This is a genomic window from Mycobacterium sp. GA-2829 (assembly GCF_001499965.1).
Classification (GTDB): domain Bacteria; phylum Actinomycetota; class Actinomycetes; order Mycobacteriales; family Mycobacteriaceae; genus Mycobacterium.
Genome location: NZ_LQIT01000023.1, coordinates 41,356 through 67,669 on the forward strand (window position 1 = coordinate 41,356; position 26,314 = coordinate 67,669).

The following is a 26,314-nucleotide window of genomic DNA, read 5'->3' on the forward strand; positions in this document are numbered from 1 at the left end:
GAGCAGCATGCCGGAACCGGGGGCGGTGGGCCTACCCGTGGCCGGTGCTGCCGATCAAGTCCTCGGCGTGGGTCACCGGCGATTCGACCGGGCCGGGCGCGGCGGCGTGGCGGCTGCGGCGGGCCCGGTCGGCGATGCCGAGCAGCATCTTGCGTTCCATCACGAAGTGCGCGATGTCGAACCAGGCGTGCCCGACAGGTGTCCCACTGCCGCGCACCAGCAGTCGGGTGTGCCGGCCTTCGGGGCGCAGCACGAACGACCAGCACCCGGTGGCCTGCTCGCCGCGGCGCGTCCGCTCGAAGTCGTCCGGAGACATCAGGACCAGGTGCGAGTCGGTGGCCACGGCGGCGACGATCTGGCGGGCCGCCGGTCCGTAGCGGCGGGCCAGCCAGACGGTCTGGCCGACCGTCAGCTGCTGCCATTCCGGGTGGATGGTGTCGGCGTTGTGGATGTCGGCGCCCACGGCGCGTTCGAGGAGCCAGTAGCTGTAGAAGCCGCCGCGGTCCTCGCCGATCTGCGCCAGCCAAGGCCACACCACCTCCGGTGGGGCGTCGACGGTCACCGCGCGGGTGGTGCGTGTCGCGCCGGGCGCGACGAGGTCGTCGCCGGGAAGAGTCGCGGCGACCTCGTCGCGACGCGCACCCCAGGTGTACATCCACGGCCGCACGTGCAGGTGGTAGAGCGCCGCGAGACCGGCCAGGGCCATCGTATCCGCCAGAAGTGGTCGTTGTTTTCCCATGCCCGTAAGCCTGCGCCGGCCGCGGCGGGGCCAGCAGAGCCGAAAGTCCCCGGCCGCGACGGACTTTGGGGGTCATCGGATCACGGTGGGCTCGGGTGCGGTGTCGAAGATGCGCTCGACGTCGGCGCGGGTGCAGGTCGCCGTGCCGGGGGTGAGCAGCATTGCCGCGCCGGCGGCGATGCCGAGGCGCACTGCCTTGCCGAGGTCCCAGCCGCGGGTGAGGCCGACGACGATCCCGGCCACCATGGCGTCACCGGCGCCGACGCCGCTGCCGGCGGCCACCGGCACCGCGGGGAAGTGGTGGCTACTGTGCCCGGTGACCAGCAGGGCCCCGTCGCCGCCGCGGGAGACGACGACGATCTCGGCGCGTCCACCGTCGATCAACGCGCGTGCGGCGGCGACCTGTTCGACGTCGGTGGTGAGGTCACCGCCGCTACAGTCGCGCAGTTCTCGCACGCTGGCCTTGAGCAGAAACACCCCGGAGGTGATGTGGGTGAGCCCGCGCCCGGAGGTGTCCAGCACGAACCGCGCACCGGTGTGGGCGCACACGTCGCCCACGACCTGATAGAAATCGGCGTCAACCCCGGGCGGCAGGCTGCCGCTGGCCACCACGTACGGCGCCGTGCGCGCCGCCTCATCGACGGCGCGCAGGCACGCTGCCTGCTCGTCGCCGCTGAGCACCGGCCCGGGCAGCACGAAACGGAACTGCTGACCCGAACGGGATTCGTTGACTGTGAAGCTTTCTCGCGTGGGCTCGGCGATCGGTACCCGGCGAAAGCGCACTTGGGCCCGGTCGAGCAGTTCGGTGAGCAGTCCACCCGTCACACCGCCGGCGGGGAACACGGCACAGGCACGAGTGCCCAGGGCGTGAGCGACCCGTGCGACGTTGATGCCACCGCCGCCGGGGTCGTAGCGCGCCGGCCCGCACCGCATCTTGTCGGTGGGGCGGACGGTGTCCACGTCGGTGGTGATGTCGAGGGCCGGGTTGACCGTCAACGTGACGAGCTGCGGGGCCTGCGGGGCGGGGTGCATCGCGGCGGTCACAGCCCGCTGGGGTAGGTCTCGGGGGTGTCGCCGACCGCCCACCGGCTGGTCACGTCCAGCGGCTCGAGCGCGCGGGTCCGGTCGATGTGGATGAGCGCGTCGTACTGGTCGGCGGGCCGCGCGTGGTAGTAGTGGCTTTGTCGTTCGGTGGCCGGCAGATAGATGACCCCGATCGCGCGACCCAGCCGTACAGCCGACAGCGGTTCAGCGGCGGCGCGGCTGATCATCGGAGAGACAAGCAACGCCGGCCGGCCGGTTTCGTGGAACAGCTCCTCGACGCTGCCGTCGAGCGCGGGGCGCACGGTTTTGCGTTCGGCGACCCCGCCCCACTCGCTCGCCGCGGTGACGGTGCCGGTGTAGGTGGTCAGACCGATGAGGCGGCAGCTGCCGGCGAATCGCTGCCGGGCCAGCTGACCCAGCGTGAGCTGGCCGTCGGCGGCCACCTCGGTGGCCCGGGCGTCGCCGACGTGAGAGTTGTGTGCCCACACCACGATTCGGGCCGGTGCGGCGCCGGGATGGCGATCGAGGTGGGCGAGCAGCGACTCCAGCGTGTGCGCCATGTGGCGGTCGCGCAGGTTCCACGACGTCACCCGGTCACCGAACATCGCACGGTAGTAGGCCTCGGCGTCACGCACGGTCTGGGCGTTCTGCTGCGCGTAGAACAGCTCGTCTTCGGCGAGCAGCCCGTCGCGGCGCAGGTATTCGGCTGCGCTGCGGTGCATGTCGACCAGTTGAGTGACCGCTTGGCGTTCACACGACAGGCCAGCGCCGAACGCGGCCGCGTAGCCGTAGGCCTGACCGTCGTCAGCGGAGGCATGGTCGAAGCAGGCGTAGCGGCGGCGCGCCCGGTCGGCGGCGTGCGGGTCCACCCGGTCGAGATAGTCGATCACCTCCTGCATGGACCGGTGCAGACTGTAGAGGTCCAGGCCGTAGAACCCACTCTGGCGTCGGTCGGCGGCGCGGCACTGCCGGTTGTGAGCGTGCAACCACTCGACGAAATCGCGCACCACCACGTTGCGCCACATCCAGGCGGGGAAGCGTTCGAAGCCGCGCAGCGCCTCCTCGGCGGTCGTGTCCGCGCCGAGGCCGCGCACGTAGCGGTTGACGCGGTAGGCGTCGGGCCAGTCCGCCTCGGCGGCGACCGCGCAGAACCCCTTCTCGTCGATGAGCCAGCGGGTGATCGCCGCGCGGGCGGCGTAGAACTCGTGGGTGCCGTGCGAACCCTCGCCGATCAGCACGATGCGGGCGTCGCCGACGATCTCCTCGAGCGCCTCGAACGGGGGCACCCCGTCCGGGGCGTCGATCGCGCACCGGCGCACCACCGCCGCCGGCACCTGGGCGGGCGCACCGCGCACGGCGGCCGCGCCGACGGTCGGGGTGGCCAGGTAGGCGCGCACCTCGTCGTCGCTGACCTGCCGGAAATCCCAGAACGATTCGCCGACCGCAGCGAACGGGGTCGGCATGCTGGCGCACACCACGTCGTCGGCGATGCCGGCGATCTCCCGGCAGGTCGACTCCGGCGCGGCGGGTACGGCGACGACGATCTGCGCCGGGTCGGCCTCCCGCAACGCCTGCACCGCCGCCATCATGCTGGCCCCGGTCGCCAGCCCGTCGTCGACGAGGATGACCGTCTTGCCTGTCACGTCGAGCGGGGGACGTCCGGGCCGGTAGGCGGCTTCGCGGCGGAGCAATTCGCGGGCCTCCCGGTCGGCGACGTCGCGTAGTTGCTGCGGGCTCACGCGCAGCGCGCGCACCACATCGTCGTTGAGCACGATGCGGCCGCCGCTGGCCAGGGCACCCAGTGCGAACTCCTCGTGGCCCGGGGCTCCCAATTTGCGGACGATGAACGCGTCGAGCGGAGCATCCAGGGCCGCGGCGACCTCCCAGGCCACCGGCACGCCGCCGCGCGCGAGCCCCAGGACGATCACGTCTGGCTTCCCGGCGTAGGCACCCAGCAGCGTCGAAAGCACCCGGCCGGCTTCGCCGCGGTCCCGGAATACCCGCCGCGGTTGTGGGCGGGGCGGTCGTTGCGTGCGTGTCATGTTGCCTCGCTCGAGGTTTCGGCGCTGATGGGGCCGGTGCGCCGGCCCGGGCGTGAGTTGCTCGGTGTTGCGATCAGCCGCACGGGTTTCGATCGCTTGTGCGTCTCGACGGTGTCGACATCGGTATCCGACCATCGGCAGCCAGGTGCCCACTAGGGACAGAAGTCCCCCCGACAGGGGTCATTCGTTCGGCAAGCGACCAACGCCACGGACGCCGGCTCCCGCGGCACCGGAGAAAGGACCACCGGCCCTAGTGGGTGGGGTACTGGCGCGGCACGCTGACAGCCATGACGAACGGTACGGTCACGATCGGCTCGGTGGCGGCACTGCTCTACGTCGCACGACGGTATTTCCGTGACTGGGGGACCACCAAGGGCGAGGCGGAGGACCCGCTGCCCGGCGATGATCTGGTGCACGAACCCACCATCCAAGCCACCGAGGCGGTGTGGATCGACGCGCCTGCGGCCGAGGTGTGGCCCTGGTTGGTGCAGATCGGCCAGAACCGGGGCGGTCTCTACAGCTACGAGAAGGTGGAGAACACGCTGGGACTGCGGTACCGAAATGCCGATGAGATCCACCGGGAGTGGCAGCATCTGGCGGTGGGGGACACGGTGCGGTTGGCGCCGCAAGGCTGGCTGGGAATACGCCAGGGCATCGAGTTGCGGGTCGCCGAGGTCGTCGACGGTCAAACCATCGTGCTGGTCGCCGAACCACCGGTCGCACCGTGGACACTGGTGTGGTCGTTTCACGTGATGGTGCGGGGGGCCGACCGGTGCCGGCTGACCATCCGGTCGCGGCTGGCGCTGCGGCACCCCGGTGAGGTCATGCTCGCCGAACTGCTCGGGCCGGCCCGTGCGCTCCTCACTCGGGGCATGTTGATCGGCATCAGGCGCCGCGCCGAAAGCCACCGGCACCGCCAGGCAGCCGCCGGGGCGACCTGCCACCCGGGTTAGCGCACCGGCGCGGGCCCGAAGTGGAACCGGCGACCGGTCACCGCCAAGGGGCGGATGCGGACGTAATGCTGCTTGGCCGTCGATGTCCACGAAAGCAGCTGCCCCCGTTCGGCTTCGGCGAGTTCCTCCTGGTCCCGCAGGATGCGCGCCACCCCCTTGACCACCACGCTCCACCCGGCGGCGACGGTGTGGTCGTCAGCCTCGAAGAGCACATTGTGGTTGATGGCGGCGCTGACCAGCTTGGTGCCTTCGGCGGTGCGGAACAACACCGTACGCCGCTGGACGACGAAGTTGACCGGGAAGATCTCCGGCTGGCCATCGACGCTGGTGATCAGCCGTCCGAGGGTGACACTGCTCAGCAGATCCCAGCATTCGCTCTGCGACAGCACCGACACCGGCTCACGTTCCTGCGACATGGCTGTGACGCTACCGCGTCCGGCGCCGGGGCGCGGAGGCCGAAAGTCCCTATCGGTCAGGGTCAAAGGCGGTTGGCCGGGCGCCTCAGCGCCCAGCCGCCGCCTGGCCGGCGAAGTCCCGCACCCGGTCGAAACCCGCCGCCACGCACTCAAAGAAGACGTCGATGTCGGGCACCGCCGCGGTGTCGACGTTGACCCCGATACCGCACTCGCCGGCATAGGTGAGCAGGGTGACGTTGAACGCCGCGCCCAGCGTGGGGGAGAACGCGTACTGCATGTCCACCCGCGCGCCCGCCAGAGTCACCGGTGTGGGGATACCGGGGACGTCGCTGGCGATGAAATCGACGGTGCGCAATGCCGAACTGACGTACCCGTGCGGTGTCACACTGAGCGCGGTGGCCACCAGGGGGGCATGGGTCACGGCCCGCTCGGCGCGCACCCGGTGCGTCCGGCGGTGGATCTCGCGGATCCGATCGGCCACCGACCCCGGGCCGACCGGCACATCGAACCGCATCAACATGGTGCGGTTGCCGCCCGCCGGGTCCGCCGGACCGCGGATGCTGATCGGCATCATCAGCAACGCCTTCTCCAGCCGACTTCCGTGTCGGTCGTGGTAGCGGTGCAGTGCGTCGGTGATCGCGGCCAGGAAGGCGTCGTTCAGCGATCCGCCGGCGGCATGGCCGGCGGCGCGCAGCGCGGCTTCGGGCAGGCGGTACACCGCCAGACAGCGAGAGGTGCTGCGGGTCCGCATGATCGGTGACCGCGGGCCCCCGGTGGTCAGCACGGTGCGCATCAGCGAGGCGCCCAGAGCCCACGGGCCGGTCAGCGCGCGCAGAGTCTCGGGCAGCAGGGGATGTGGGCGCGGGCCGGGTGGGCGGTCGCCATGCGCCCCGGCGCGGTCGGGGCGCCGGACGGCCGAGTGGTCGAACAGGTGCGTCGCCATCGCGACGGCGCCGGTCCCATCGGCGAGGGCGTGATGCAGTTTGCACAGCAGCGCCGCCTTACCGTCGTCGAGCCCCTCGACGAGGACGACTTCCCACAGCGGGTGCGCCAGGTCGAAGTCCGACATCGCCGCCAGCCGCGCCATGTCCACGACCGTGTCGAGGTTGTGCGGATGCGGCGCCGCCACCCGGCGCACGTGGAAGGCGATGTCGAAGTCGGGATCGTCGCGCCACCGCGGCGGCAGCGGACCCGGGGAAGGCGCGACACAGCGCCGGAACGCCGGGACCGCCGCGCTGAGCGCCTGGAACCGCTCGACCAGCACTGCCCAGTCCGGGCAGCGGTCGAGCACGGTCAGCGTCACGATGGTCGGCCGTAACCGGGGATCGGCGCCCACCGACCAGATGAAGGCGTCCGCGCCGCGCAGAAACGAGGGCACCGGTCAGCCCGCGCCGGCCACGTCGACCGACAGCTGGTCGGCGATCGCGTGGGTGGCCGGCCAATCGCCGGCGCGCACGGTACGGCCGAGTTCGCCCACCAGCGGACTGGCGTGCACGCCGAGTTCGGCCAGCCAGCCGGCCACGGTGGGCATGACGCCGTCGGCGCTGACCCGCACCGGCGACTGCCGGTGCAGCCGGTCGGTGACCATATAGGTGTGCGTCACCGCGGTCTTGTGCCTCGGAATCGACAGCACGGTCACCTCCTGGTCGGAACACCCCCTGTGACCTCCATGACAGCACCGGGTCCGTGTGTGCGCGGCGGCCGAAACGCCTCGGCGGTGAGGACTTTGGTCCTCATCGTCGCTCAGGCCGGTACCGGAAACGCACGGTGCGACCGGCCGACAGGGAGACCACACGGCCGCGGCATTCAAGGGTCACCGCGGGCACGTCGCGGGGTGCCGCGCTGACCTCGGCTCCTCGGCCGCTGACCCGGATGCGCAGATGGTGACCGCGGTACTTGATCGCGATGCTCAACGGGCCCAAGGGTTCCGGCCAGTACGGGGAGAGCACCAGGCGGTCGGCGCGCATCTCCAGTCCGGTGAAGCACCGCTGGACGAGATCCACACTGCCCGCCATCGCCGCCAGATGGATCCCCTCGGCGGTCGTGCCGCCCTGGATGTCGGTGATGTCGGAGTCGAGCACCTGCCGGAAGAATTCCCACGCCCGATCGCGGTGAGCGCGGGCCAGCACCCACGTGTTGACCACCGCGCTGAGCGTCGACCCGTGCGAGGTCCGTGCCAGGTAATAGTCGACCATGTCCGGAATCCGCTGCGGCTCCAGCCGATAACCGAGTCGGTCGAGGACCTCACCGAGTTCTTCGGAGGACAACAGGTACAGCAGCATCAGCACATCGGCTTGTTTGGACACCTTATAGCGGTTGACGTCGTCGCCTTCGGCTTCCAGGATGCGGTCGAGCCGGTCGATGCTGCCGTAGCGGTCGCGATACCTCTGCCAGTCCAGCTCTTCGAGATCGTCGTAGCCGTCGAACTGGCTGATCCGCCCGTCGTGGAACGGCACGTACAGCCGCCGGCTGACCCGGTCCCAGTCGGCCAGTTCGGCGTCCGACAGGCCCAGCCGCTCGTTGAGGTCGAGCCGGTTGGGTAGCGGCAGCAGCCGCAACGCCTCCTGTGCCCGCAGGATCACCCAGGCGGCCATCACGTTGGTGTAGGCGTTGTTGTCGACGCCCTCGTAGGGCCGGCCGGGGTAGCCGGAGTGGAATTCGTCGGGTCCGATCACCCCGGTGATCAGGTACCGGTCGCGCCGGGGATCGTAGGCGGTTCGGCTGACCCAGAACCGGGCGATTTCGACCAGCAGCTCGGCGCCGTAGTCGATGAGGTAGGCAAGGTCGCCGGTGACCTGGTAGAACTGCCACACGTTGTAGGCCACCGCGATGCCGACGTGGTGAGCCCGGCGGCTGGGGTCGGGGTTCCACCGTCCCGATCGTGGGTTGAGGTGGACCTGCGGGCTCTCCTCTCGGCCGTCGCTGCCGGACTGCCACGGGAACATCGCCCCGCGGTAGCCGGCGAGTGCGGCAGCGCGGCGCGCCTCGGGCAGCCGCCGGTAGCGGTACCGCAGCAACGACCGGGTGACAGTGGGCAACCGCAGGTTGAGGACCGCGAACACGAACAGCTCGTCCCAGAACACGTGGCCGCGGTAGGCCTCCCCGTGCAGGCCACGGGCGGGGACCCCGGCGTCGAGGTCATCGTTGAGGTAGGACACCGTCTGCAGCAGGTGCAGGATGTGTAGGCGCAGCACCCGTAGCTCGTCCAGGTGGTCGTCGAAGTCGATGGTCATGCGCTGCCAGAGATGACTCCACCGCAGCTGGTGGGCCTCGCGAAGGATGGCGATTCGACCCTGCCGGGACAGGTGCCGTTCGGCGGCCTCGGCGGGTGCGGTGATCGCGGTGTCGCGGCTGGTGACGACGCTGACCACTTTCTCCACCGAAATGCGTTGTCCCGCATCGAGTGCAGTGACGATGTGGTGGCCGATGGAGTACTCGTCCTCGAGGAGGCGGTACGTCGCGGGCGCGGGCTCGCCGTCGCGCCACACGGTGGTGCGGGCGGCGAGCGCGACGGTGATGCGCGACTGCGTGGTCTGCAGGGTCATCGACACCGCGTCGCCCGAAATCGGGCGAACGACAGGGCGGCTCAGGTGTGCGTCGGCCAGCTGGCGGTACCGGGCGACGCCGGCGTTGCGGACGTCGCCGTCGATGGTGGAGCGGATCTCCAGGGTGCCCGACCAGTCCTCGGCAGCGATGATGGTCTCCAGCGCGGCGATGTGGGCGGTGTGCATGGCCACGAACCGGTTCTGGGTGAGCGAGGTGGTGCGCCCGGCTCGGTCGCGGAATCGCAGCTTCCGGGTGAGCACCGCCGAACGCAGGTCGAGGCTCTGCCGGTAGTCCAGCAGGGTGACGGCGTCGACGTCGAACCACGCACCGCCGTCGATGCGGAAGGTGAGCGGCAGCCAGTTCGGGAGGTTGACCAGGCTCTCGTGGGCGATCTGTCGGCCGTCGAGCATGTCGTCGAGCCGGTTGTAGACGCCGGCGGCGTAGGTGCCGGGGTAGTGCAGCGCGTCGGCGCGCGCCTCGGGTGCTGCGCCGCGGGTGGCGAGGTAGCCGTTGCCGACGGTGCACAGCGCCTCGCGCAGCCTCTCGGTGGGCGGATCGTACCCCTCGTAGGTGAAGGACCAGCCCGGATCCGAGGTCCGTGCGGTGTCCAGTGCACGGGTCAGTGCCCGCAGTAGCGCGCACAGTTGCGCCGGCGAGGCGACGACGAAATGCGCTGCGGTGGAGCGAGTGTGGCGCTCACCGTGCCGAACCGCCACGGTGATGCCGGTCAGCCGGAGCCGGTCGAAGACGTCCTCGTCGGTCACAGCTTCCCCGGCGTAGACGGCGATGTTGCTGTCGGGTGGCGTTGCGGAGTTCATGAGGAAGGCCAGCGCGTCGGCCCTCCCCCAGTCGAGGTCAGGGCGCAGGTCGACCACCCAGTGGCCCGCGGTCGCCCGCAGACCGCTGCGTTGGGCGGCCGCGTGGGCGGCGACCACGACGTCGTGCGCGCGGGCGGGCGCCACGTCACGGTAGTGCACCGCGACGCCGAACCGGCCGGGCTGTACCCGGACACCCGCGATGCCGTGCAGGTCGCGGTCGAGTGCCTCGACGGCCGCCTGCAGCAGCGGCACCGCCTGGGCAGCCGAATCATGTTGCCGCACTGACCCGTCGGGGTCGGCAATCTCGAATCCGCCGCTGCCGGCGTACCAGATCCCGGCCAGGCCGACGCGGTGCCGGAGATCGTCGAGGTCTCGGCTGCTCAGGATCGCCACCGGACACTGTGCGGCCAGCGCCTCGAGCGCCTCGGTGGCGCCCGTGACGAGTTCGGCATGCGCCGGGTCGGCCACCTCGTCGCAGAGCGCGCCGTCGAAGTCGAGGCACACGAACGGGTCCCGCCCGTGCAGCGCGCTCAACAGGTCCCCGGGTGCGTCGAGCGCGTCGGGCGGCTGCGGCGGGCGGGGTACCTCGTCGCGCAGTCGCAGGTCGGCGGCGTCGGCCGCGACGACATCGGCGCCGGCGCGGCGCAGTTCGTCGTCGTCAGCGGAGCGGTCGACGCCGATGATCAGTGCGAAGCCGCCGGCGCGGGCGGCCCCTACGCCGGGGGCCGACCCGTCGAGGACCACGGTCCGCTCCGGTGCCGCGCCGAGACGTTCCGCCGCGGCCAACAGCAGCCCGGCGCCGCACTCGTCGTGCGAAAACCCTGGGCCGGTCCCGGCGTCGACGCAGACGGGTACCAGCGTTTCGAGCCCGGCCGCGCGCAGCACCGGTGCGCACGCTGTGTTCGGCGAGTAGACCGCCACCCGCAGGCCCGCCCGGATCAGGTGGCGCACCAGCGCTACGGCCGTTTGGTGAGGCGGCACACCGCTGCCGACGTGGTCGGTCAGCCATCGCTGCTCACGGTGGACCAGGCCGCTGATGGTGTCGGCGGACCCGTCTAGGGGTGATCCGGCCGGCAGGGCGATTCCGTGGGCGGCGAGGAACGCTGTCACACCGTCGTGGCTGGTCCGCCCCGCGAAGATCCGATGGTAGTCCGCGGCGGTGAAGTCGGCGTGGGTGCCGGGATGCGCGGCGGTCCACCGGGGGAGGAAGTCAGCGAAGACGTGCGTCCACGCTTCGATGTGACCAGTTGCGGTGTCGGCGAGCACACCGTCGAGGCTCATCAGAACTGCGTCATGCCGGCGCGGGTCTATCACGCCCGAGCTCACCGGGCCGTCTCCACCGAAGCGCGGTCGACGCGTCGCAAGCCCTCGACGACCGCCACCCGGAGCACGATGCCAGATCCGAGCACCGAGTCACCCGGGATGCCGGCGGCCTCGGCCTCCTCGACCGCGGCGGCGATGGCGCGCAGCCGGGGTGGGATGGGCTCGTCGTCGGCGGCGGCGAGGTGATGGAACGCGCCGTCTTGGGGAGGCCGGCGGTCGTCGTGCCGCGGAACCTGCATGGGTTGAGTGTCGGCGTCGCCGGCCCGCGGCGACAGGGCCTTAAGTCCCCAGCCCTGGCCCCGCAGGGTGACGTTGTACCCAGTGGTCCTGGGCCGCTGGGCTCTGGCAGGCGCATTGTGCAGCAACGAGATTCGGGAGTTGACGAGAGGAGCGGCGATGAAGGCCAAGGTGGGTGACTGGCTCATCATCAAGGGAACGACGATCGGTCGGCCGGACCAGCGGGGGATGGTGACCGAGGTGCACTCCGCGGACGGCGCACCGCCGTACGTGGTGCGCTGGCTCGACAGCGATCACCTCGCAACGGTGTTTCCGGGACCCGACGCGGTAATCGTGTCGGCCGAGGACCAGCGCGCCGCCGATGACCGCGCGCGTCGTCGGTTCGGGGTAGTGCAGTCGGCCATCCAGCATGACCGTCGGTGACCGGGACCGGGGCTGCGGAGTCCGCAGAGCTGCGGATCGTCGTGCTCATTGACGACCCGCGCCGGACACTGGCCATCGTGCCGGGTTGCCGCCTCGACTCCCTGCGCCCAGACGGGGACACGTACTTCTTCGAAGACGGCGACGAATTGGTGGGCCTTTGACCTTGGGCTGCCAGGGGGCCAGGAAGAGGCTGCGGGCCGGGCTGGTCGGGTGTCAGACAATGGTCAACGGCGCGCGATGATTGCGGATGACGGGTTAAATCCGGATGATCTGCGTGTGGTGGCGGCGATTGATTCGGTGCGCTGGGAGCTGTCGCTGCTGCTCGGTCAGGGCGACTGTCTTGTGAGGCTGGCGGTGAGCGCCTGGACGCGGGCGTTGATGTCGTCGCGGATGATTCGCATGCGGTCGATACCGTCGATGCCGCGTAGGGAGGGTTCGTCGGTGTCCCATTGTTGGATGAGGGTGCCGGGGTGGTCCTCGAGATGGGCTTGGCTGCCGATGATGATGACCAGGTCGGCGTCGTTGATCATCTGCCCGGTGAGCTGAGTTGGTTGATGGTCGCTGATGTCGACGCCGATTTCGGCCAGTGCTTGCGCTGAGAGGTCGTTGACGGCGGTTTTGGCGTGGGTGCCGGCCGAGCTGATGCGGATGTCGGGTGCGGCGGCCTGGCGCATGAGCCCGGCGGCCATGACCGATTTTCCGGCGTTACTCACGCAGACGAACAACACCGATGTGTCAGCCATGATCGTTTTGCCCCTTGGTGTTCGTGGGTTATCGGCTGACCGGGACGTTCAGCTGTGCCAGCAGTTGGTGGATGCGCTGGTCGATTTGATCGCGGATCGGTCGCACGGCGTCGAGGCCTTGGCCGGCGGGGTCGGGCAGTTCCCAGTTCTCGTAGCGTTTTCCGGGGAAGATGGGGCAGGCGTCGCCGCAGCCCATGGTGATGACGACGTCGGCGGCTTGGACGATCTCGGCGGTCCAGGGTTTGGGGTATTCGCCGGTGATGTCGATGCCGACCTCACGCATGGCTTCGATGGCGGCGGGGTTGATCTCGTTGCCGGGTTCGGATCCGCCGGACCAGGCAACAGCGTTGTCGCCGGCGTAGTGGGTGAAGTACCCGAGTGCCATCTGGGAGCGGCCGGCGTTGTGGGTGCAGAGAAACAGCACGGTGGGCTTGCCGTCGCTGATCTTGCCTTCGACCCTCGCCAGGGCGTGCAGGCGTTGGCGGGCGAACCGCTCGGCGAGCAGGGGCAGGAAGTTGGGAATGGTGGCGCGACCGGCGAATTGGTCGTAGGACGAGTGCAGAAACCGTTCGATGGTTTCGGTGCCGAATGTGTCGGCGAAGTCGGTCGCCAACTGTGTCGCCGCGGTTTTGAGGGCCAGTTGTTGGTCGACGGATAGATTGTGGCGCAGTTGGTGGGTGACGGGGCTGTCAGTCATCGTCGATCATTCCGTTCGCGTCGTCGAGCCGGTGGTCGGCAGGTGTTGGGAGGTGTGGTGGCTGAAGCGGTTGCGTAGTGCCAGGGAGACGTAGACCAGGGCGACCAGGACGGGGACTTCGATGAGCGGCCCGACGACGCCGGCCAGGGCCTGGCCGGAGGTGGCGCCGTAGGTGGCGATCGCCACGGCGATGGCCAGTTCGAAGTTGTTGCCCGCGGCGGTGAACGCCAGGGTGGTGGTGCGCTCGTAGCCCACATCCAAGAGGGTGCCGAGCAGGTAGCCGCCGCCCCACATGATCGCGAAATACGCCAGCAAGGGCAGGGCGATGCGGGCCACGTCCCACGGTTGGTGGGTGATCTGATCACCTTGTAGCGCAAACAGAATCACGATGGTGAACAGCAGCCCGTAGAGCGCCCACGGCCCGATCTTCGGTAAGAACGTCGACTCATACCAGTCGCGGCCCTTGGTTTTTTCTCCGATGCGGCGGGAGAGGTAGCCGGCGGCGAGCGGGATGCCGAGGAAGATGAGGACCGATTCGGCGATCTGCCACGGCGACGTGCCGATCGCGGTTTGTTCCAGGCCCAGCCAGCCGGGCAGCACGGACAGGTAGAACCAGCCCAGCACGGCGAACATGACGACCTGGAAGATCGAATTCAAGGCGACCAAGACGGCGGCGGCTTCGCGGTCCCCGCAGGCCAGGTCGTTCCAGATGATGACCATGGCGATGCAGCGGGCCAACCCGACGATGATCAGGCCGGTGCGGTATTCGGGCAGATCGGGTAGCAGCAGCCAGGCCAGGGCGAACATCAGCGCCGGACCGAGTACCCAGTTCAACACCAGTGAGGAGAGCAGCAGTTTGCGGTCGCCGGTGACGGTGTCGAGGCGGTCATAGCGGACCTTGGCCAGCACCGGATACATCATGATCAGCAGGCCCAGAGCGATGGGCAGTGAAATGCCGTCGATCTGGACCTCTTCCAGCGCGGTATTCAACCCGGGGATCCAGCGCCCCAACAGCAGCCCCCCGATCATCGCCGCGCCGATCCAGACCGGCAGGAACCGATCCAGGATGGACAGCTTGCCGACCACCGGCGCTGCGGTGGTGGTGTCGGTCATGCCGAGACTCCTACCGTGGGGCCGAGCAGGACGGCCAGGCTGGCCAGCGCATCGGGCACCACCGCGTAATACACCCAGGACGCTCGACGCTCCGAGGTCAGCAGGCCAGCATCGCGCAGCACTTTGAGGTGATGGCTCACCGTGGGCTGGGAGACCTCCACCCCGACCGAGATGTCACAGACGCAGGCTTCGCCGCCGGCGTGGCTGGCGATCGCCGAGAACAGATGCAGCCGCACCGGATCGGCCAGGGCTTTGAGCTTGACCGCCATATCGGTGGCCTCAGCTGCTGTGAGGGGTTCGCGTAGCAGCGCCCCGGGCGGGCAACACGCCTCGTCGACCCGAACCGATGATTTCGACATCCATCAATATTGATACCTATCGAATTCATGGTCAAGGGGTGTCCTCGTCGCGAAGGGCCCACCATCGTGGCGATGGTGGGCCCTTGATGCGGGGGATCGGGGTCAGCAGCAGGACGTCGTCTTGGCTGCTTCAGATTCGGCCTCTGTGGCGGCGGTGCTGCCGCAGCAGACGCCACTCGGGTCGGCCTCGCCGTCGGCGAGTATTTGGGGGCTGGTGCCGAACGTCTCGGAGTGGGCGAGCACGGTGTAGATCTCCCATTTCTCCCCGGCCGGGCCGGTTACCCAGACCTTGTCCTGGGTGGCGAAGCAGCAGGTGGTGCCGATCTCCGCGTCGGTGAACAGACCCTCGCCGGTCAGTCGGGCGATCTCGGCGTGCACCTTATCGCTGGATTCGACTTCGACGCCGAGGTGGTTGATGGTGCCGCCCTTGCCGGGGTTTTCGAGCAGCACCAGCTTCAACGGGGGCTCGGTCACCGCGAAGTTGGCGTAGCCGGGCTTCGCCTTGGCCGGGGCCACGCCAAACAGTTTGGTGTAGAACGTGATCGCCTCGTCAAGATCGTCGACGTTGAGCGCTAACTGAACACGGGACATGATCCACCTCCACTAAGTTTGAGACATATATCGAACTGCCCGTCACGCTCAGAATGCCAGCTTTTCGATATATGTCAAGATCTGTGGCAGGATGGATGTCATGCCCAAGGCGCTGCCCGTGATCGACATGTCTGCCCCGGTGTGCTGCGCCCCGGTGGCCGCCGGGCCGCTCAGCGACGCCGACGCCTTGGAGGTGGCGATGCGGCTGAAAGCGCTGGCCGATCCGATGCGGGTGAAGATCATGTCGCTGCTTTTCAGTTCACGCCCCGGGGAGGAGACCAGCGGGGATCTGGCCGCGGTGCTCGAGCTGGCCGAATCCACGGTCAGTCATCATCTGGGGCAGCTGCGCAAGGCCGGGTTGGTGATCTCCGACCGGCGCGGTATGAACGTCTTTCACCGGGTGAAACCCGAAGCGCTGCAAGCCTTGTGCGTGGTGCTCGATCCGAACTGCTGCACCTAGTCCTAAAAGGGAGGGCCGTCGGCGCGGTTGGCGGTTCAGGGGTCGGGTGGTAGTGCGGTGGTACCCACTGTCGAAGTAGATGGGTTCATATCGGCGCCCGACATCGCTGACCGGCCGGCGCCGACGCAACCCCATGAGCACAAACCTCGTCCCGGAACGCGTGCCCGGTCGGCGACACCGTCGGCCGGGCAAGTGGCCGCCCGGCCACGACGTTTGCCGCAATGGGACTTTCGGCCCTGTGGAGCGGTGACCTTCTCCGCGGGCGCTGCGGTCCTCGGACGCTACGGCGCGGCGCGGTCCGGCCGCCACAGTTGGTGGCATGCCTGACGCCATCTTTGTCCGTGACATCGCCGAACTACGCATCGCCGACGCCGAAGAGGCCGGCGGCAAGGGCGCGAACATGGGCGAACTCGTCGCCGCGGCGCTGCCCGTTCCGCCGGGATTCGTGCTGCTGCGCGACGGCTACCGCGATTCCATGCGCGCCGGCGGCGTGGACGCCGAACTTGCTGCACTGCACCGCGACGCGCTCGGCGCCGTGTCTGACCCCGTCCGCCTGGACGACCTCGCGGAGCGTTTGCAGGGCTTGGTGCACAAGGCCGGCGTCGCTGACCGCGTCCGGGCGGAGCTGCTCACCGCATACCGCGCGCTCGGGGCGAACACCGTTGTGGCGGTGCGCTCCTCGGCCACCGGTGAGGACGGTCGGGACGCCTCCTTCGCCGGTATGAACGCGACCATGACCAACATCAGTGGTGAAGACGCCGTCGTCGACGCGGTGCTGCGGTGCTGGATGTCGCTGTTCGCCCCCCGGGTGATCACCTACCGCGCCAGCCGCGGCTTTGCGGGCGCACCGGCGATGGCTGTCGTCGTCCAGCGGATGATCGCCTCGGAGAAGGCTGGCGTCGCGTTCACCGCCGACCCGAGCACCGGAGCCCGCGATCGGGTGGTCATCGAGGCGGCGTTCGGCCTCGGGGAGGTCGTGGTGTCCGGGGCGGTGGAACCCGACACCTACGTGCTGCTCAAAGAGACTCTCGACGTCGTCGATGTGCGCCTGGGGCACAAGACGTTCCAAATCGTGCGAGGCGACGACGGACACGACACGTCAGTGTCCCTCGACGCCGCCCACGCCGACGCCCGGGTGCTGACCGACGCCGAACTGCAGTCGATCGCACTCCTCGCCCTCGGCATCGAGCGGCACAACGGGTGCCCACAGGACACTGAGTGGGCAATCGAGGGCGGCCAGACCTATCTCGTGCAGGCCCGGCCCATCACCACCCTGCGGCATCCGGCGGCGCCGACCAATGAGAAGCATCCGGTGCTGGCCCGGGGATTGGCCGCCGCTCCGGGTACCGCTTCCGGCCCGGTCCGGGTGCTCGAGACTCCCGACCAGGGCAGCGAGTTGAGCGAGGGGGAGATCCTCGTCGCGCCGATGACCAATCCCGACTGGCTGCCGACCATCCGCCGCGCCGCTGCGCTGGTCACCAATACCGGGGGAATGACCTGCCACGCCGCCATCGTCGCCCGCGAACTGGGGGTGCCGTGCGTGGTCGGAACCCGCACGGCCACCACCGATCTTCACGACGGGGCGGTGGTGACCGTGGACGGCACCCACGGCACGGTGGTGTCCGGCGTGATGGAAGACACCCGGGTGGCGGCCGGGCGCACCCCGACCGGACCACCCGCCGGATGGTCCGCGGCCGAGGTGACCGGCACCAAGGTGTACGTCAACCTGGCGATGGCCGACACCGCCGAGGCCGTTGCGGCCCAGGGTGCTGACGGTGTCGGGTTGCTACGAGCGGAGTTCATGCTGACCGAAGTGCTCGGCGGGCGCCATCCGCGTGATCTGCTCGCTCACGGTGAACAACAGCGGCTGGTCGAGGGGCTGGCGGGCTCGGTCGGACACATCGCGGCGGCGTTCGCGCCGCGCCCGGTCGTGTACCGGGCCACCGACTTCCGCACCAACGAGTTCCGCGGCCTCATCGGGGGAGCGGCCTTCGAACCCGTCGAACACAACCCGATGATCGGATACCGCGGGTGCTACCGCTACATCCGCGAACCCGACCTGTTCGCCCTGGAACTGGAGGCGCTGGCGCGGGTGCGCGAAGAGTCCCCGAACGTGCACGTGATGATCCCGTTCGTCCGGACCCGCTGGGAACTCGAAGAGTGCTTGACGTTGGTTGACGCCAGCCCGCTGGGCCGGCAGCGCGGACTGCACCGGTGGGTGATGGCCGAAGTGCCGTCGGTGGTGCACTGGCTGCCCGAGTACATCGGCATGGGCATCGACGGCGTCTCGATCGGCAGCAACGACCTCACCCAGCTCATGCTGGGCGTCGACCGCGATTCGGACATCTGCGCCGAGCTGTTCGACGAATCCGACCCGGCGGTGCTCGACGCCATCGGACAGATCGTCGCGACCGCCCGGCGGCACGGGATCACCTCGTCACTGTGCGGGCAGGCGCCGTCGACCAACCCCGCGTTCGCCGAACACCTCGTGCGCATGGGCATCACCTCGGTGTCGGTGAACCCCGACGCACTGGCCGCGGCCAGACGCAGCGTCGCCGCCGCCGAGCGGCGCGTGCTGCTCGAGGCCGCTCGGTAACCCCGGCAACAGACCACGACGCAGCAGGGAGACGGCCATGAGCGAGGCAGCAGCGTCGGTGCTCGTGGGTGTCGACCCTTCTGAGGCGGCGGCCAACGCCGCCGTCTGGGCCGTGGAGGAAGCGCTGAGCAGGTCGGTCCCCCTGACCCTCGTCAGCGCGACAGGGCCGGTTCACCCGTCCGCCGACGGACCGTCCGGTGAAGGTGGTGTCCAGTGAGACCGCCATCGGCCAACCCGCGGCGGTGCTCGTGGCGCGGTCCCGGGACGCCGATCTCATTTGTGTCGGCTCGGTCGGCATCGGAGGCTACGCGCGCGCTGTGATTGGGTCCACCGCCGCCGATCTCGCCGAACGAGCGCAATGCCCGGTCGCGGTGATCCGCCCGGACCACCACAATGCGCCCGGCGCGGTCCCCTGGATCGCTGTCGCGGCCACCGGGGCAGCCGAGGACGAGGTGGTGATCGCCGCCGCGATGCGTGAAGCGCGGCTGCGCCGGCTGCCGGTGCTGTTGTTGGGCCCGCACCCGCGCCGAGGCGGGGCAGGCGCCGATCTCGACTCTGCGGTGGCGCAGTGCGGGAACGGTGCGACGACATCCACGTCCATCCCGTGGCCTGCCGCCGCGATGTCGCGCGCTTCGTTCGCGACGACGATGAACCGATCGAACTGACGGCGATCGGCGCCGCCGAACACCGGCCGACTGGCGGGCATTCTGGGCGCGCCGGGTCACCGGGCCTCCTCACACGGCCGCTCGTCGGCCCTCGTGGTCCGGGAGTGAACCCGCACCTCGTCAACGCGTGCCGGTGGGTGCGGCGGTCAGACGCAGGAATCGCTCAACACCTAAGCGGGCGAAGGCTCTCCGTCGCCGCGCCGACAACTGCGGCGCGGCGGTCGCGGCGTCGATCACCTGAGGGTCGACCACCTCGACGGTGCGGCCACCCGATACGAGGGTGGCACCTCCCGCGGCGACGACGTTGCGCAACCAGTCGACGTCGGTGCCGTAGGGCAGCGGGATCACGAAGCCGTCGGCGACCGGCTCCGCCACCACCGGTGTGGCGTACCGCTTGCCAGACCGGCGTCCCGTATGGCGGATGACCGAGGCATACCAGTGCCTGCGGCCTGCGGCGAGGCGCATCGCCGGGTTGAGGACGTACTTGTTGACCGTGCGCAGGTTGTTGATCGCGACTTGTTTCGCTGCTGTGCTCATAGTCCGATGCTGCGCTTCGGTCGACGTCGCGGGCAGAGGCCCCCGGGCAGAGCGACGGCGGCGACTCGGACCCCGTGCTGGTGACTTTCGTCTCTACTGTGCTTTCCCTGCGTCTCGGACCATGGAAGGCGGCTGCTTCACCGACACAGGGAGTCGTCAATGATGCGAACCGATCGCCTCACGCCCAGCCCAGGCCAGCTCGATGACGTCGCATGGCAGTTCCTCCGGTCGGAGTTCACCGACACTCTCTACGCGGACTGGCCGATCGACCGGCGTCTCGACGCGTTCCTGTCCCACCACGGTTACCGCAAGCTCTTCGCGAACGGCTCGGCGTTCAACGCGCTGCTCGACCGGGTGATGGACAACGTCGCGCCAGCGGTGCGCTACGGCGTGCTCACCTCGGGTGAGCAGTTGACCTCGTGATCGTCCACAAGACCACGGCGGACTGGAGCGTCACCCGAATCTCACCGACTCCGACCGCACGTGTGCCACGTTGGACTGGCAGTGATGCCCGACCTCTGTGCGGGTATGCGAGACCACGGATGCAACATCGCCTACGCCGCGGTCGAACGCCACCCGACGGACGGGCGGCCGACCGGACGGCGCTGCCGCCCCATCAGCAGAAGGACGCGACTCACCTGATCGCGGGTGGTGAGCAGCCGGGGTTCATCGCCTCGTCGACACACGATTGCGGGCAATCGCAACCAATCCTGTCGGTCCCTGCTCATTGACGACCAAATACCCTTACCACCAGCACGCCTGCCGCATAAAACGGATACCGTGAACACCAGCGTCGCGTCACCAGCACCTCTGGACATCAAGGTCTCGGCCAGCGGGGATCTGCGGGAAGCCGTCGACTACGCCAAGGCGAAGATCGGCCGGTCGCTTCGGGTCGCCGACCGCCCTGTGCGGGCAGCCCGGGTGCGACTGACCCGGCACGGTGATCCGGCCGTGCAGCGACCGGTGCTCGCGCAAGCCAACGTGGATGTGGACGGCCGGTGGGTCCGCGCCCACGTCGAGGGCGCCACTGCCGTCGAGGCGATCGACCGGCTCGACGACCGGCTGCGGAGGCGGCTCCGCCGCGCCGCCCAACACTGGGAGGCGCGGCGCGGCGGACTGCCCACCGGCGCGCCGCACGAGTGGCGCCACCAGTCCGAACCCGAGCAGCGTCCCGCATACTTCCCGCGCCCCGCCGAGGACCGCCGGGTGGTGCGACGAAAAGCGTTCAGCCTCGGCACATTAACGCTCGATGAGGCTGCGGTGGAGATGGATCTGCTCGACTACGACTTCCACCTGTTCACCGAGAAGGCCACCGGCTATGCGGCCGTGCTGTCCCGGGACGGCCAGACCGGCTACCGACTAACCCTCGTCGCCCCTCGGGACCGCGAAGACCTCGCTCCATTCGACCTCCCGGTCACGATCAGCGGCCTGCCGGCACCGTGTTGGACGACCGAGCAGGCCACAGAACACCTCGAACTGTCCGGTTCGCCCTACCTGTTCTTCATCGAAGCCGCCGGCGGCCGCGCCTGCGTGCTGTACCACCGCTACGACGGTCACTACGGGTTGATCACCCCGGCGGGTTGATCCTTTGGCTCCCGCGATGACCGGAAGGAGACGACTGCGATGGTTGCCGATGCCATGAAGGCCTGGAGGATCAGGTTCCCCGGACCCGTGGGGAGCGGACCGCTGGACTGGCTCACCACCGAGGTGCCCCACCCAGGCGATGGGGAGCTCCTCATCGCGGTACGGGCATGCGGTGTGTGCCGCACCGATCTGCACATCGCCGAGGGGGACCTGCCGGTGCACCGGCAGCACGTGGTTCCCGGGCACGAAGTCGTCGGTGAGGTGGTCGCGCTGGGTCCCCACACCGACGCGGAGTTCGCCGTTGGCGACCGGGTGGGTGTCGCCTGGCTGAGGCACACCTGTGGACGGTGCCGCTTCTGCCGCCGCGGACAGGAGAACCTGTGTCCGCGCTCGCGTTACACCGGGTGGGACGCCGACGGCGGATATGCCGAATACACTACGGCCCCTGCTCAGTTCGTGCACCGCTTGCCGACCGGATACACCGACGCCGAACTCGCCCCGCTGCTGTGCGCCGGCATCATCGGCTACCGCTCTTTGCTGCGCGCCGACCTACCGCCCGGCGGCCGACTGGGGATCTACGGGTTCGGTGGCAGCGCCCACATCACCGCTCAGGTCGCTCGGGCACAGGGCGCGGAGGTACACGTCATGACCCGTGGGGGCCACGCACAAGAGTTGGCACGAGCACTGGGAGCCGCATCGGTGCAGGGCGCCGCCGACCCGCCGGCGGTGAAACTGGACGCCGCGATTCTCTTCGCGCCCGTCGGCGACCTCGTCTTACCCGCCCTCGAGAGCCTCGAGCGCGGAGGAACGCTCGCGATCGCGGGCATCCATCTCAGCGACATCCCTTCGCTGGACTATCAGCGCCACCTGTTCCAGGAACGCCAGGTGCGGTCAGTGACCGCAAACACCCGCACTGACGCCAGAGCGTTCCTCGACTTCGTCGGCCGCCATCACATCGAGGTGATGACCCCGCAATATCCGCTGGACCGTGCCGATCTCGCGCTCGAGGACCTCAGCGTCGGTCGTGTCGCCGGTGCCGCGGTGCTGGTGATCTGACGCAGCCGCGGACAGGACCACCGGCACCACGGATCCGGGACCATCGGCCCTGACGCGGTGCGCGCGGTATTTCTAACGTCGAGGGCGAACCAACCGGACACACAGTCGAGGAGATCGTCATGGACTGGCCCACCGCCGCGGTACTGATCGCCGTCGTGATCGCCGTGATGGCGATCATCACGACCTATCTCGCGTCGCGCAGCTCGAAGTGATCGGCACCAGGGATGTCCATCCACTCACCTCGTTACGGAATCCTGGTCGGAGTCGACGGATCCCCGGGATCAGAGGTCGCGCTACAGTGGGCCGCTGCCGAGGCGCAGGCAACCGGCACGCCGATCACGCTCGTCCACGCGGTCACTCCCTTGGTGAGCAGCTGGCCGACATTGCCTCTGCAGCAGGCGATCTCGGCGACGGCCAACCACTACGCCGAGGATGTCCTGCGCCGCGCCCGGCAAACCGTATTGAATACCGCGGGCACTGGCCGCCGTCTTGATATCCGTTGCGAGATCATGTTCGACGGCCCGGCCGCCGTGCTGATCAATGCATCCAAGGACGCTCAGATGCTCGTCGTCGGCGCACGCGGGCTGGGCGCCGTGGCACGTGTGTTCGTGGGCTCGGTCAGCACTGCGCTACTGCACCACGCGCACTGCCCGGTCGCGGTGATCCACAGTCGGAGCGGCGGTCACCTGCCGCGTCCGGACGCTGCGGTCGTCGTCGGGATCGACGGCTCTCCCGCTTCTGAAGCGGCCACCGCGCTCGCCCTCGACGAGGCATCCCGCCGCGGTGTCGAGCTTGTCGCGGTCCACGCCTGGAGCGACACGGAGATCCCGTCCGGCGTGGGAGTGGATAGCGACGGGTGGCAGCAACAGGCCGAAGAGGTGCTCGCCGAACGCCTGGCCGGTCGGCAGGACCGGTATCCGGATGTAAGCGTGCATCGAATCGTGGTGTGTGACAGACCTGCCCGGGTCCTCATCGAGGCCTCCCGCGACGCACAACTGGTGGTGCTCGGAAGCCACGGACGCGGAGGATTCGCCGGTATGCTGCTGGGCTCGGTCAGTTCGGCGGTCGCACAGTCGGTGGACGTTCCTGTGATCGTGGCCCGGCCGCAATGACGAGCGGTGGCCAGCACTATCCCGACGCCTGCCCGACCGATCATCAGGGGGCGGCCGGGGGCGGTGTCTGCCCGGTCTGCGGCACCCCGCTGCCGACGCCGCCCGACGAGGATGGACGACGTTGTCGATACCGCTCGATCCGTCGCCGGGGCGCGGTGCTCGCCCTCATCGTCGCCGCCGTCGGCGGCGTGCTGCTCCTGATCCTGGCCGTCGATCGCTCCACCACCCCTCAGGTCGCGGCCCCGCCCGAACAAGTCGCGCTGCGCCAGTGGTGGTCGACGGCTCAGCCAGGGGTGACGGGACTCCAGGACGCCCTCTACGACGCCGAGAGTGCGCTGCGCAGGTTCGATGCGGCCGCCTTGAAATCGGCCTGCCAGCACATGCACGACGCCGCGGCCGTCGAGGTGCCCGCCGAATTGCCGTCTCCGCACCGGCAGGTCACCGCGGAACTCACCGCCGCGGCCGAGGATGCGCACTCCGCTGCGCACATGTGCCTGGCGGTGGTGGCGAAGTCGCCCAACAACTACGACGGCGAATTCAACGCCACCATCGCCCAGGCCGAGAAACAGATGAGGGCGGCGATGACGTTGGTCAACCGCGTTCTGACCGCGCGCTCACCGCAACCCGCCGGAGCAGGGATGCAGTGACCACTCGCGCACATCGAAGGGCGGCGGTGTGGGTGTTCTCACCGTGAATGACTACTGGCTGAATGTGGCGTTGGTGATCGCGCTGGTCATCCTCAACGGGCTGCTGTCCGGCAGTGAAGCGGCGTTCATCTCGCTGCGGGAGGGCCAACTGCGCGAACTCGCCCACCACGGTGGGCGACGGAGTCGCGCGGCGGTGCGATTGGCTCGCGAGCCCAACCGCTACCTCACGACCATTCAACTCGGCATCACCCTGGCCGGGTTTTTCGCCTCGGCCACCGCGGCAGTCACGCTCGCGCAACCGTTGACGGGTCTGTTGAGTTTCCTCGGCCCCGCTGCGGCGCCCGGCGTCAGCGTCGCCGCCGTGACGGTGGTGGTCGCCGGCGTGACGCTGGTAGCCGGCGAACTCGCACCCAAACGGCTTGGAATGCAGTATGCCCGCCGGTGGGCGGTCGTGGCGGCGGCACCGCTGACCGCCCTCTCCACCGTGGCCGCACCGGTGGCGTGGGTCCTGAGCAGAGCCACCGATCTGGTCGTGCGCATCCTCGGTGGCGATCCCGCCGTCGGACGCGAAGAGGCGACCGTGGACTAGTTCCGCCACCTGATCGGCAGCCTCGGCGGTCTAACCCCCGAGCAGCACACCATCATCTCCGGTGCTCTGGAAATCCACGAACGCGCCCTGCGTCAGGTCATCATCCCCCGGACGGCGGTCTTCCGGCTCAACGCTGAGCTGCCCGTGGCGCGGGCGCGACACGACCTGGCGGCATCGGGGCACACCCGGGCGCCGGTCGTCCGCTCCACGGAGCTCGACGACACCCTCGGTGTGGTGCATCTGCGCGATCTGCTCGGCGAACGGGGTACCGTCGCCGCAGTCGCACGGCCGGTGCTGCGACTGCCCGACAGCCTGCGGGTCACCGCGGCCCTGCACCAACTCCTCTCGGCCCACGAACATCTCGCGCTGGTCGTCGGGGAGCGCGGCGGCGTCGACGGCATCGTCACGCTCGAGGACTTGCTCGAAGAGATTGTCGGCGAAATCTACGACGAGGCCGACGAAGACATCAGGTCGGTCAGGACGGTGCCGGACGGCAGTCTGATCCTGCCCGGCACCTTTCCGGTGCACGATCTGCCCGACGTGGGGATCGAACTCGACGATCCACTGACCGGTCACTACGCCACCATCGCCGGGCTGGTGCTGTACCGCCTGGGACGAATACCCACCACGCCAGGCGATTTCGTCGATCTCCCGCACCACCGGGCGGTGGTCATCGGCGTCGGCCGCCATGCGATCACCGAAGTGCGGATCGCACCCCACGACTCGCACTGATGCCCACGGCTGATGCAGGTCAGCGCAAGTGCTCGTGAAAAGTGGCGATATGGTGATCGGCGCCGGACTGGTGGCCCGGCGCGCTCCCGACGTCCCGTCGTCGCGACCGGTACATCTTCTCCGCGGCGACGGCCGCACTGACCACAATGGCGACGCCGAAGATCCGCAACCACACCACCCCATCGAGGGGCGCCGTCTGGAACACGCATTCATCGCCGGAAGACAGGTGATCGCCAGCTGCACCACCGCCTGGGCGGCGATCCGACCACCAGCCAGCGGTTGGTGAAAACGCCGACCCGCGAGGCTGATCGGGTCAGCGTGGTGCTGCAGCGGGATTCACTGCGGACGGACGACGATGACCGGGGTGCGGGCCGCCTGGACGATCGCGGTGCTCACCGATCCCAGCAGCGTACTGGCGACTCCGCCATGGCCGTGGCTTCCGACCACGATCAGCTGCGCGTATCTGGCATGGTTGATCAGCCGGTGCGCGGGCAGGTCGGGCTCGACCACCCGCTTCACTGTCACGTCGGGGAAACGCTGCTGCCAGCCGGCCAGCCGGGCCGCGACCTCACGGTCGACCTCTGAGAGCAGGTCCTCCCATACGATCCCCGGAAAGTCGAAGGCACCGGCCGACCACCACGCGTGTACCGCGACGAGCTCCACACCGCGCCGCTGCGCTTCCTGGAACGCCAGAGTGGTGGCACCGTCTGAGGCGGGCGACCCGTCGAACCCCAGCACCACCGGCGCCGTCGTCGCCGGCGTCGTCACCTCCTCGTCGTGGATCACCGCTACCGGGCAGTGCGCCCGATGCACCACACCGGTGCTGACCGAGCCCAGCGCCGCCCGCGCGAGCGCGCCGTGGCCACGGCTGCCGACGACGACCATGCGGGCCTGTCGTGTGCGATCAACCAACGTCGCCGCAGGCGAACCGGTGCGGAACTCGGTTCGCACCGGCACCGAACCGTGGGTGACGTCCTTGGCGACCTGCTCGGCCTCCGCGAGGACCTGCTCGCCGATCGACCGCTGCCACTCGAGCAGTCCGGTGGGCATGGGAATCGCGGACCACGTGGCCACGGTCGGCGCCGCGGCGTAGACGATCGTCAACGGGCTCTCCCACAACGCCGCTTCGGCGGCGGCCCACCGCAGCGCCGGCGACGATGCGGGCGAATCATCGACCCCGACAACAATTTCCGGACCCGGAGCGTTCTCGGTCATATCCCAATTCCTTCCCCACGCGGGTCCGGTGGCGGGCCCCTCCGGACCGACGTTAGGGCTCGGTGACCCCCGAGCCA

The 26,314-nt window shown here is 69.3% G+C and carries 29 protein-coding genes and 1 pseudogene; 15 read left to right on the forward strand and 15 right to left on the reverse strand.

Annotation, left to right across the window (positions count from 1 at the left end; translation table 11 throughout):
• Window positions 1-31 precede the first annotated feature (31 nt).
• The 3 genes from AU194_RS15070 to AU194_RS15080 all read right to left on the reverse strand — a co-directional run bounded on the left by AU194_RS15070 (window position 32) and on the right by AU194_RS15080 (window position 3,825).
• The gene (locus tag AU194_RS15070; RefSeq protein WP_059090066.1) at window positions 32-739 is read right to left on the reverse strand and encodes a hypothetical protein; all 708 of its coding nucleotides are present in this window, start codon (window positions 737-739) and stop codon (window positions 32-34) included.
• A gap of 72 nt (window positions 740-811) precedes the next feature.
• Window positions 812-1,771, reverse strand: a complete 960-nt coding sequence (locus tag AU194_RS15075) for a 1-phosphofructokinase family hexose kinase (RefSeq protein WP_059090219.1) — start codon at window positions 1,769-1,771, stop codon at window positions 812-814.
• Window positions 1,772-1,779: 8 nt separating this feature from the next.
• The gene (locus tag AU194_RS15080) at window positions 1,780-3,825 is read right to left on the reverse strand and encodes an erythromycin esterase family protein (RefSeq protein WP_059090067.1); all 2,046 of its coding nucleotides are present in this window, start codon (window positions 3,823-3,825) and stop codon (window positions 1,780-1,782) included.
• Window positions 3,826-4,112: 287 nt separating this feature from the next.
• Between AU194_RS15080 and AU194_RS15085 the strand changes: the two genes are divergently transcribed.
• Window positions 4,113-4,778, forward strand: coding sequence for a hypothetical protein (locus AU194_RS15085; protein ID WP_059090068.1), 666 nt, complete (start codon window positions 4,113-4,115; stop codon window positions 4,776-4,778).
• Here AU194_RS15085 and AU194_RS15090 read toward each other — a convergent pair.
• From AU194_RS15090 to AU194_RS15110, 5 genes are all read right to left on the reverse strand, one after another.
• Complete coding sequence (locus tag AU194_RS15090; protein WP_059090069.1) at window positions 4,775-5,194, reverse strand: pyridoxamine 5'-phosphate oxidase family protein; 420 nt, start codon at window positions 5,192-5,194, stop codon at window positions 4,775-4,777. The two genes, AU194_RS15085 and AU194_RS15090, sit on opposite strands and share 4 nt — an antisense overlap.
• An 85-nt stretch (window positions 5,195-5,279) precedes the next feature.
• Window positions 5,280-6,572 (reverse strand): wax ester/triacylglycerol synthase domain-containing protein, encoded by a 1,293-nt coding sequence (locus AU194_RS15095; protein WP_059090070.1) that lies wholly within the window; start codon window positions 6,570-6,572, stop codon window positions 5,280-5,282.
• Between the two features lie 3 nt (window positions 6,573-6,575).
• Window positions 6,576-6,827, reverse strand: coding sequence for a hypothetical protein (locus AU194_RS15100; RefSeq protein WP_369804127.1), 252 nt, complete (start codon window positions 6,825-6,827; stop codon window positions 6,576-6,578).
• A gap of 100 nt (window positions 6,828-6,927) precedes the next feature.
• Window positions 6,928-10,839: a trehalose-phosphatase gene (gene otsB, locus AU194_RS15105; RefSeq protein ID WP_082698659.1), complete on the reverse strand. Its 3,912-nt coding sequence runs from the start codon at window positions 10,837-10,839 to the stop codon at window positions 6,928-6,930.
• A 41-nt stretch (window positions 10,840-10,880) separates the two neighbouring features.
• Window positions 10,881-11,120 carry a hypothetical protein gene (locus tag AU194_RS15110; RefSeq protein ID WP_059090072.1) on the reverse strand — a complete coding sequence of 80 codons (240 nt, stop codon included), beginning with the start codon at window positions 11,118-11,120 and terminating at the stop codon, window positions 10,881-10,883.
• A 157-nt stretch (window positions 11,121-11,277) separates the two neighbouring features.
• On the opposite strand from AU194_RS15110, the gene AU194_RS15115 reads away from it, so the two are divergent.
• Window positions 11,278-11,541, forward strand: coding sequence for a DUF1918 domain-containing protein (locus AU194_RS15115; RefSeq protein WP_059090073.1), 264 nt, complete (start codon window positions 11,278-11,280; stop codon window positions 11,539-11,541).
• Window positions 11,538-11,702, forward strand: a complete 165-nt coding sequence (locus tag AU194_RS31845; protein WP_157576102.1) for a hypothetical protein — start codon at window positions 11,538-11,540, stop codon at window positions 11,700-11,702. Before AU194_RS15115 ends, AU194_RS31845 begins: the two co-directional genes overlap by 4 nt.
• Window positions 11,703-11,867: 165 nt before the next feature.
• Here the strand turns inward: AU194_RS31845 and AU194_RS15120 are convergent, their stop codons facing one another.
• The 5 genes and pseudogenes from AU194_RS15120 to AU194_RS15140 form a co-directional block, all read right to left on the reverse strand.
• Complete coding sequence (locus tag AU194_RS15120; RefSeq protein WP_059090074.1) at window positions 11,868-12,284, reverse strand: low molecular weight phosphatase family protein; 417 nt, start codon at window positions 12,282-12,284, stop codon at window positions 11,868-11,870.
• 28 nt (window positions 12,285-12,312) lie between these two features.
• Entirely contained in the window at window positions 12,313-12,981 is a 669-nt protein-coding gene (locus AU194_RS15125; RefSeq protein ID WP_059090075.1) for an arsenate reductase ArsC, read from the reverse strand.
• Window positions 12,982-13,023: 42 nt separating this feature from the next.
• Window positions 13,024-14,094, reverse strand: a pseudogene (gene arsB, locus AU194_RS15130) (ACR3 family arsenite efflux transporter); the annotation flags it as partial.
• Window positions 14,091-14,453, reverse strand: coding sequence for a metalloregulator ArsR/SmtB family transcription factor (locus AU194_RS15135; protein WP_059090077.1), 363 nt, complete (start codon window positions 14,451-14,453; stop codon window positions 14,091-14,093). The pseudogene arsB and the gene AU194_RS15135, both read right to left, overlap by 4 nt.
• Window positions 14,454-14,555: 102 nt before the next feature.
• Window positions 14,556-15,044 (reverse strand): ArsI/CadI family heavy metal resistance metalloenzyme, encoded by a 489-nt coding sequence (locus AU194_RS15140; protein ID WP_059090078.1) that lies wholly within the window; start codon window positions 15,042-15,044, stop codon window positions 14,556-14,558.
• 100 nt (window positions 15,045-15,144) lie between these two features.
• Here AU194_RS15140 and AU194_RS15145 point away from each other — a divergent pair, with 100 nt between their 5' ends.
• The 4 genes from AU194_RS15145 to AU194_RS15155 all read left to right on the forward strand — a co-directional run bounded on the left by AU194_RS15145 (window position 15,145) and on the right by AU194_RS15155 (window position 18,765).
• Window positions 15,145-15,504, forward strand: coding sequence for an Rv2640c family ArsR-like transcriptional regulator (locus AU194_RS15145; RefSeq protein WP_059090221.1), 360 nt, complete (start codon window positions 15,145-15,147; stop codon window positions 15,502-15,504).
• A gap of 319 nt (window positions 15,505-15,823) precedes the next feature.
• Window positions 15,824-18,100, forward strand: coding sequence for a phosphoenolpyruvate synthase (gene ppsA / locus AU194_RS15150; RefSeq protein ID WP_059090079.1), 2,277 nt, complete (start codon window positions 15,824-15,826; stop codon window positions 18,098-18,100).
• 37 nt (window positions 18,101-18,137) lie between these two features.
• A complete protein-coding gene (locus AU194_RS32860) occupies window positions 18,138-18,317 on the forward strand; it encodes a universal stress protein (protein ID WP_255374833.1) in 180 nt (59 codons plus the stop codon).
• On the forward strand, window positions 18,307-18,765 hold the full coding sequence (locus AU194_RS15155) for a universal stress protein (RefSeq protein ID WP_255374834.1): 459 nt from the start codon (window positions 18,307-18,309) through the stop codon (window positions 18,763-18,765). Before AU194_RS32860 ends, AU194_RS15155 begins: the two co-directional genes overlap by 11 nt.
• A 120-nt stretch (window positions 18,766-18,885) precedes the next feature.
• Here AU194_RS15155 and AU194_RS15160 read toward each other — a convergent pair whose 3' ends face one another.
• A complete protein-coding gene (locus AU194_RS15160; RefSeq protein WP_059090080.1) occupies window positions 18,886-19,302 on the reverse strand; it encodes a nitroreductase in 417 nt (138 codons plus the stop codon).
• 159 nt (window positions 19,303-19,461) lie between these two features.
• Between AU194_RS15160 and AU194_RS15165 the strand changes: the two genes are divergently transcribed.
• From AU194_RS15165 to AU194_RS31850, 8 genes are all read left to right on the forward strand, one after another.
• Window positions 19,462-19,725 (forward strand): hypothetical protein, encoded by a 264-nt coding sequence (locus AU194_RS15165; protein WP_059090081.1) that lies wholly within the window; start codon window positions 19,462-19,464, stop codon window positions 19,723-19,725.
• Between the two features lie 357 nt (window positions 19,726-20,082).
• Complete coding sequence (locus AU194_RS15170; protein WP_231743374.1) at window positions 20,083-20,886, forward strand: sigma 54 modulation/S30EA ribosomal C-terminal domain-containing protein; 804 nt, start codon at window positions 20,083-20,085, stop codon at window positions 20,884-20,886.
• A 39-nt stretch (window positions 20,887-20,925) separates the two neighbouring features.
• Window positions 20,926-21,942, forward strand: a complete 1,017-nt coding sequence (locus AU194_RS15175) for a zinc-binding alcohol dehydrogenase family protein (RefSeq protein ID WP_059090082.1) — start codon at window positions 20,926-20,928, stop codon at window positions 21,940-21,942.
• Between the two features lie 224 nt (window positions 21,943-22,166).
• Complete coding sequence (locus AU194_RS15180; protein WP_059090083.1) at window positions 22,167-23,054, forward strand: universal stress protein; 888 nt, start codon at window positions 22,167-22,169, stop codon at window positions 23,052-23,054.
• Entirely contained in the window at window positions 23,051-23,701 is a 651-nt protein-coding gene (locus AU194_RS15185) for a hypothetical protein (RefSeq protein WP_059090084.1), read from the forward strand. Before AU194_RS15180 ends, AU194_RS15185 begins: the two co-directional genes overlap by 4 nt.
• A gap of 43 nt (window positions 23,702-23,744) precedes the next feature.
• The gene (locus tag AU194_RS32620) at window positions 23,745-24,290 is read left to right on the forward strand and encodes a CNNM domain-containing protein (RefSeq protein ID WP_231743381.1); all 546 of its coding nucleotides are present in this window, start codon (window positions 23,745-23,747) and stop codon (window positions 24,288-24,290) included.
• A gap of 102 nt (window positions 24,291-24,392) precedes the next feature.
• Window positions 24,393-25,022, forward strand: a complete 630-nt coding sequence (locus AU194_RS32625; protein ID WP_255374836.1) for a CBS domain-containing protein — start codon at window positions 24,393-24,395, stop codon at window positions 25,020-25,022.
• A 49-nt stretch (window positions 25,023-25,071) separates the two neighbouring features.
• Window positions 25,072-25,308, forward strand: a complete 237-nt coding sequence (locus tag AU194_RS31850; protein ID WP_157576104.1) for a hypothetical protein — start codon at window positions 25,072-25,074, stop codon at window positions 25,306-25,308.
• Window positions 25,309-25,358: 50 nt separating this feature from the next.
• On the opposite strand, the gene AU194_RS15200 is transcribed toward AU194_RS31850, so the two are convergent.
• Window positions 25,359-26,237 carry a universal stress protein gene (locus tag AU194_RS15200; protein WP_059090086.1) on the reverse strand — a complete coding sequence of 293 codons (879 nt, stop codon included), beginning with the start codon at window positions 26,235-26,237 and terminating at the stop codon, window positions 25,359-25,361.
• Between the last annotated feature and the right edge of the window lie 77 nt (window positions 26,238-26,314).

Excerpts from the sequence above, each read along its gene's own strand:
- AU194_RS15090 (WP_059090069.1), bottom strand. The coding sequence starts at position 5,194 with ATGTCGCAGGAACGTGAGCCGGTGTCGGTGCTGTCGCAGAGCGAATGC.
- otsB (WP_082698659.1), bottom strand. The coding sequence starts at position 10,839 with ATGAGCCTCGACGGTGTGCTCGCCGACACCGCAACTGGTCACATCGAA.
- AU194_RS15160 (WP_059090080.1), bottom strand. The coding sequence starts at position 19,302 with ATGAGCACAGCAGCGAAACAAGTCGCGATCAACAACCTGCGCACGGTC.
- ppsA (WP_059090079.1), top strand. The coding sequence starts at position 15,824 with ATGCCTGACGCCATCTTTGTCCGTGACATCGCCGAACTACGCATCGCC.
- AU194_RS15135 (WP_059090077.1), bottom strand. The coding sequence starts at position 14,453 with ATGTCGAAATCATCGGTTCGGGTCGACGAGGCGTGTTGCCCGCCCGGG.
- AU194_RS15185 (WP_059090084.1), top strand. The coding sequence starts at position 23,051 with ATGACGAGCGGTGGCCAGCACTATCCCGACGCCTGCCCGACCGATCAT.
- AU194_RS15070 (WP_059090066.1), bottom strand. The coding sequence starts at position 739 with ATGGGAAAACAACGACCACTTCTGGCGGATACGATGGCCCTGGCCGGT.
- AU194_RS15125 (WP_059090075.1), bottom strand. The coding sequence starts at position 12,981 with ATGACTGACAGCCCCGTCACCCACCAACTGCGCCACAATCTATCCGTC.
- AU194_RS31850 (WP_157576104.1), top strand. The coding sequence starts at position 25,072 with ATGGTGATCGGCGCCGGACTGGTGGCCCGGCGCGCTCCCGACGTCCCG.
- AU194_RS15145 (WP_059090221.1), top strand. The coding sequence starts at position 15,145 with ATGCCCAAGGCGCTGCCCGTGATCGACATGTCTGCCCCGGTGTGCTGC.
- AU194_RS15140 (WP_059090078.1), bottom strand. The coding sequence starts at position 15,044 with ATGTCCCGTGTTCAGTTAGCGCTCAACGTCGACGATCTTGACGAGGCG.
- AU194_RS15075 (WP_059090219.1), bottom strand. The coding sequence starts at position 1,771 with ATGCACCCCGCCCCGCAGGCCCCGCAGCTCGTCACGTTGACGGTCAAC.
- AU194_RS15120 (WP_059090074.1), bottom strand. The coding sequence starts at position 12,284 with ATGGCTGACACATCGGTGTTGTTCGTCTGCGTGAGTAACGCCGGAAAA.
- AU194_RS15165 (WP_059090081.1), top strand. The coding sequence starts at position 19,462 with ATGATGCGAACCGATCGCCTCACGCCCAGCCCAGGCCAGCTCGATGAC.
- AU194_RS32860 (WP_255374833.1), top strand. The coding sequence starts at position 18,138 with ATGAGCGAGGCAGCAGCGTCGGTGCTCGTGGGTGTCGACCCTTCTGAG.
- AU194_RS15200 (WP_059090086.1), bottom strand. The coding sequence starts at position 26,237 with ATGACCGAGAACGCTCCGGGTCCGGAAATTGTTGTCGGGGTCGATGAT.
- AU194_RS15175 (WP_059090082.1), top strand. The coding sequence starts at position 20,926 with ATGGTTGCCGATGCCATGAAGGCCTGGAGGATCAGGTTCCCCGGACCC.
- AU194_RS15080 (WP_059090067.1), bottom strand. The coding sequence starts at position 3,825 with ATGACACGCACGCAACGACCGCCCCGCCCACAACCGCGGCGGGTATTC.
- AU194_RS15180 (WP_059090083.1), top strand. The coding sequence starts at position 22,167 with ATGTCCATCCACTCACCTCGTTACGGAATCCTGGTCGGAGTCGACGGA.
- AU194_RS15115 (WP_059090073.1), top strand. The coding sequence starts at position 11,278 with ATGAAGGCCAAGGTGGGTGACTGGCTCATCATCAAGGGAACGACGATC.
- AU194_RS15085 (WP_059090068.1), top strand. The coding sequence starts at position 4,113 with ATGACGAACGGTACGGTCACGATCGGCTCGGTGGCGGCACTGCTCTAC.
- AU194_RS15110 (WP_059090072.1), bottom strand. The coding sequence starts at position 11,120 with ATGCAGGTTCCGCGGCACGACGACCGCCGGCCTCCCCAAGACGGCGCG.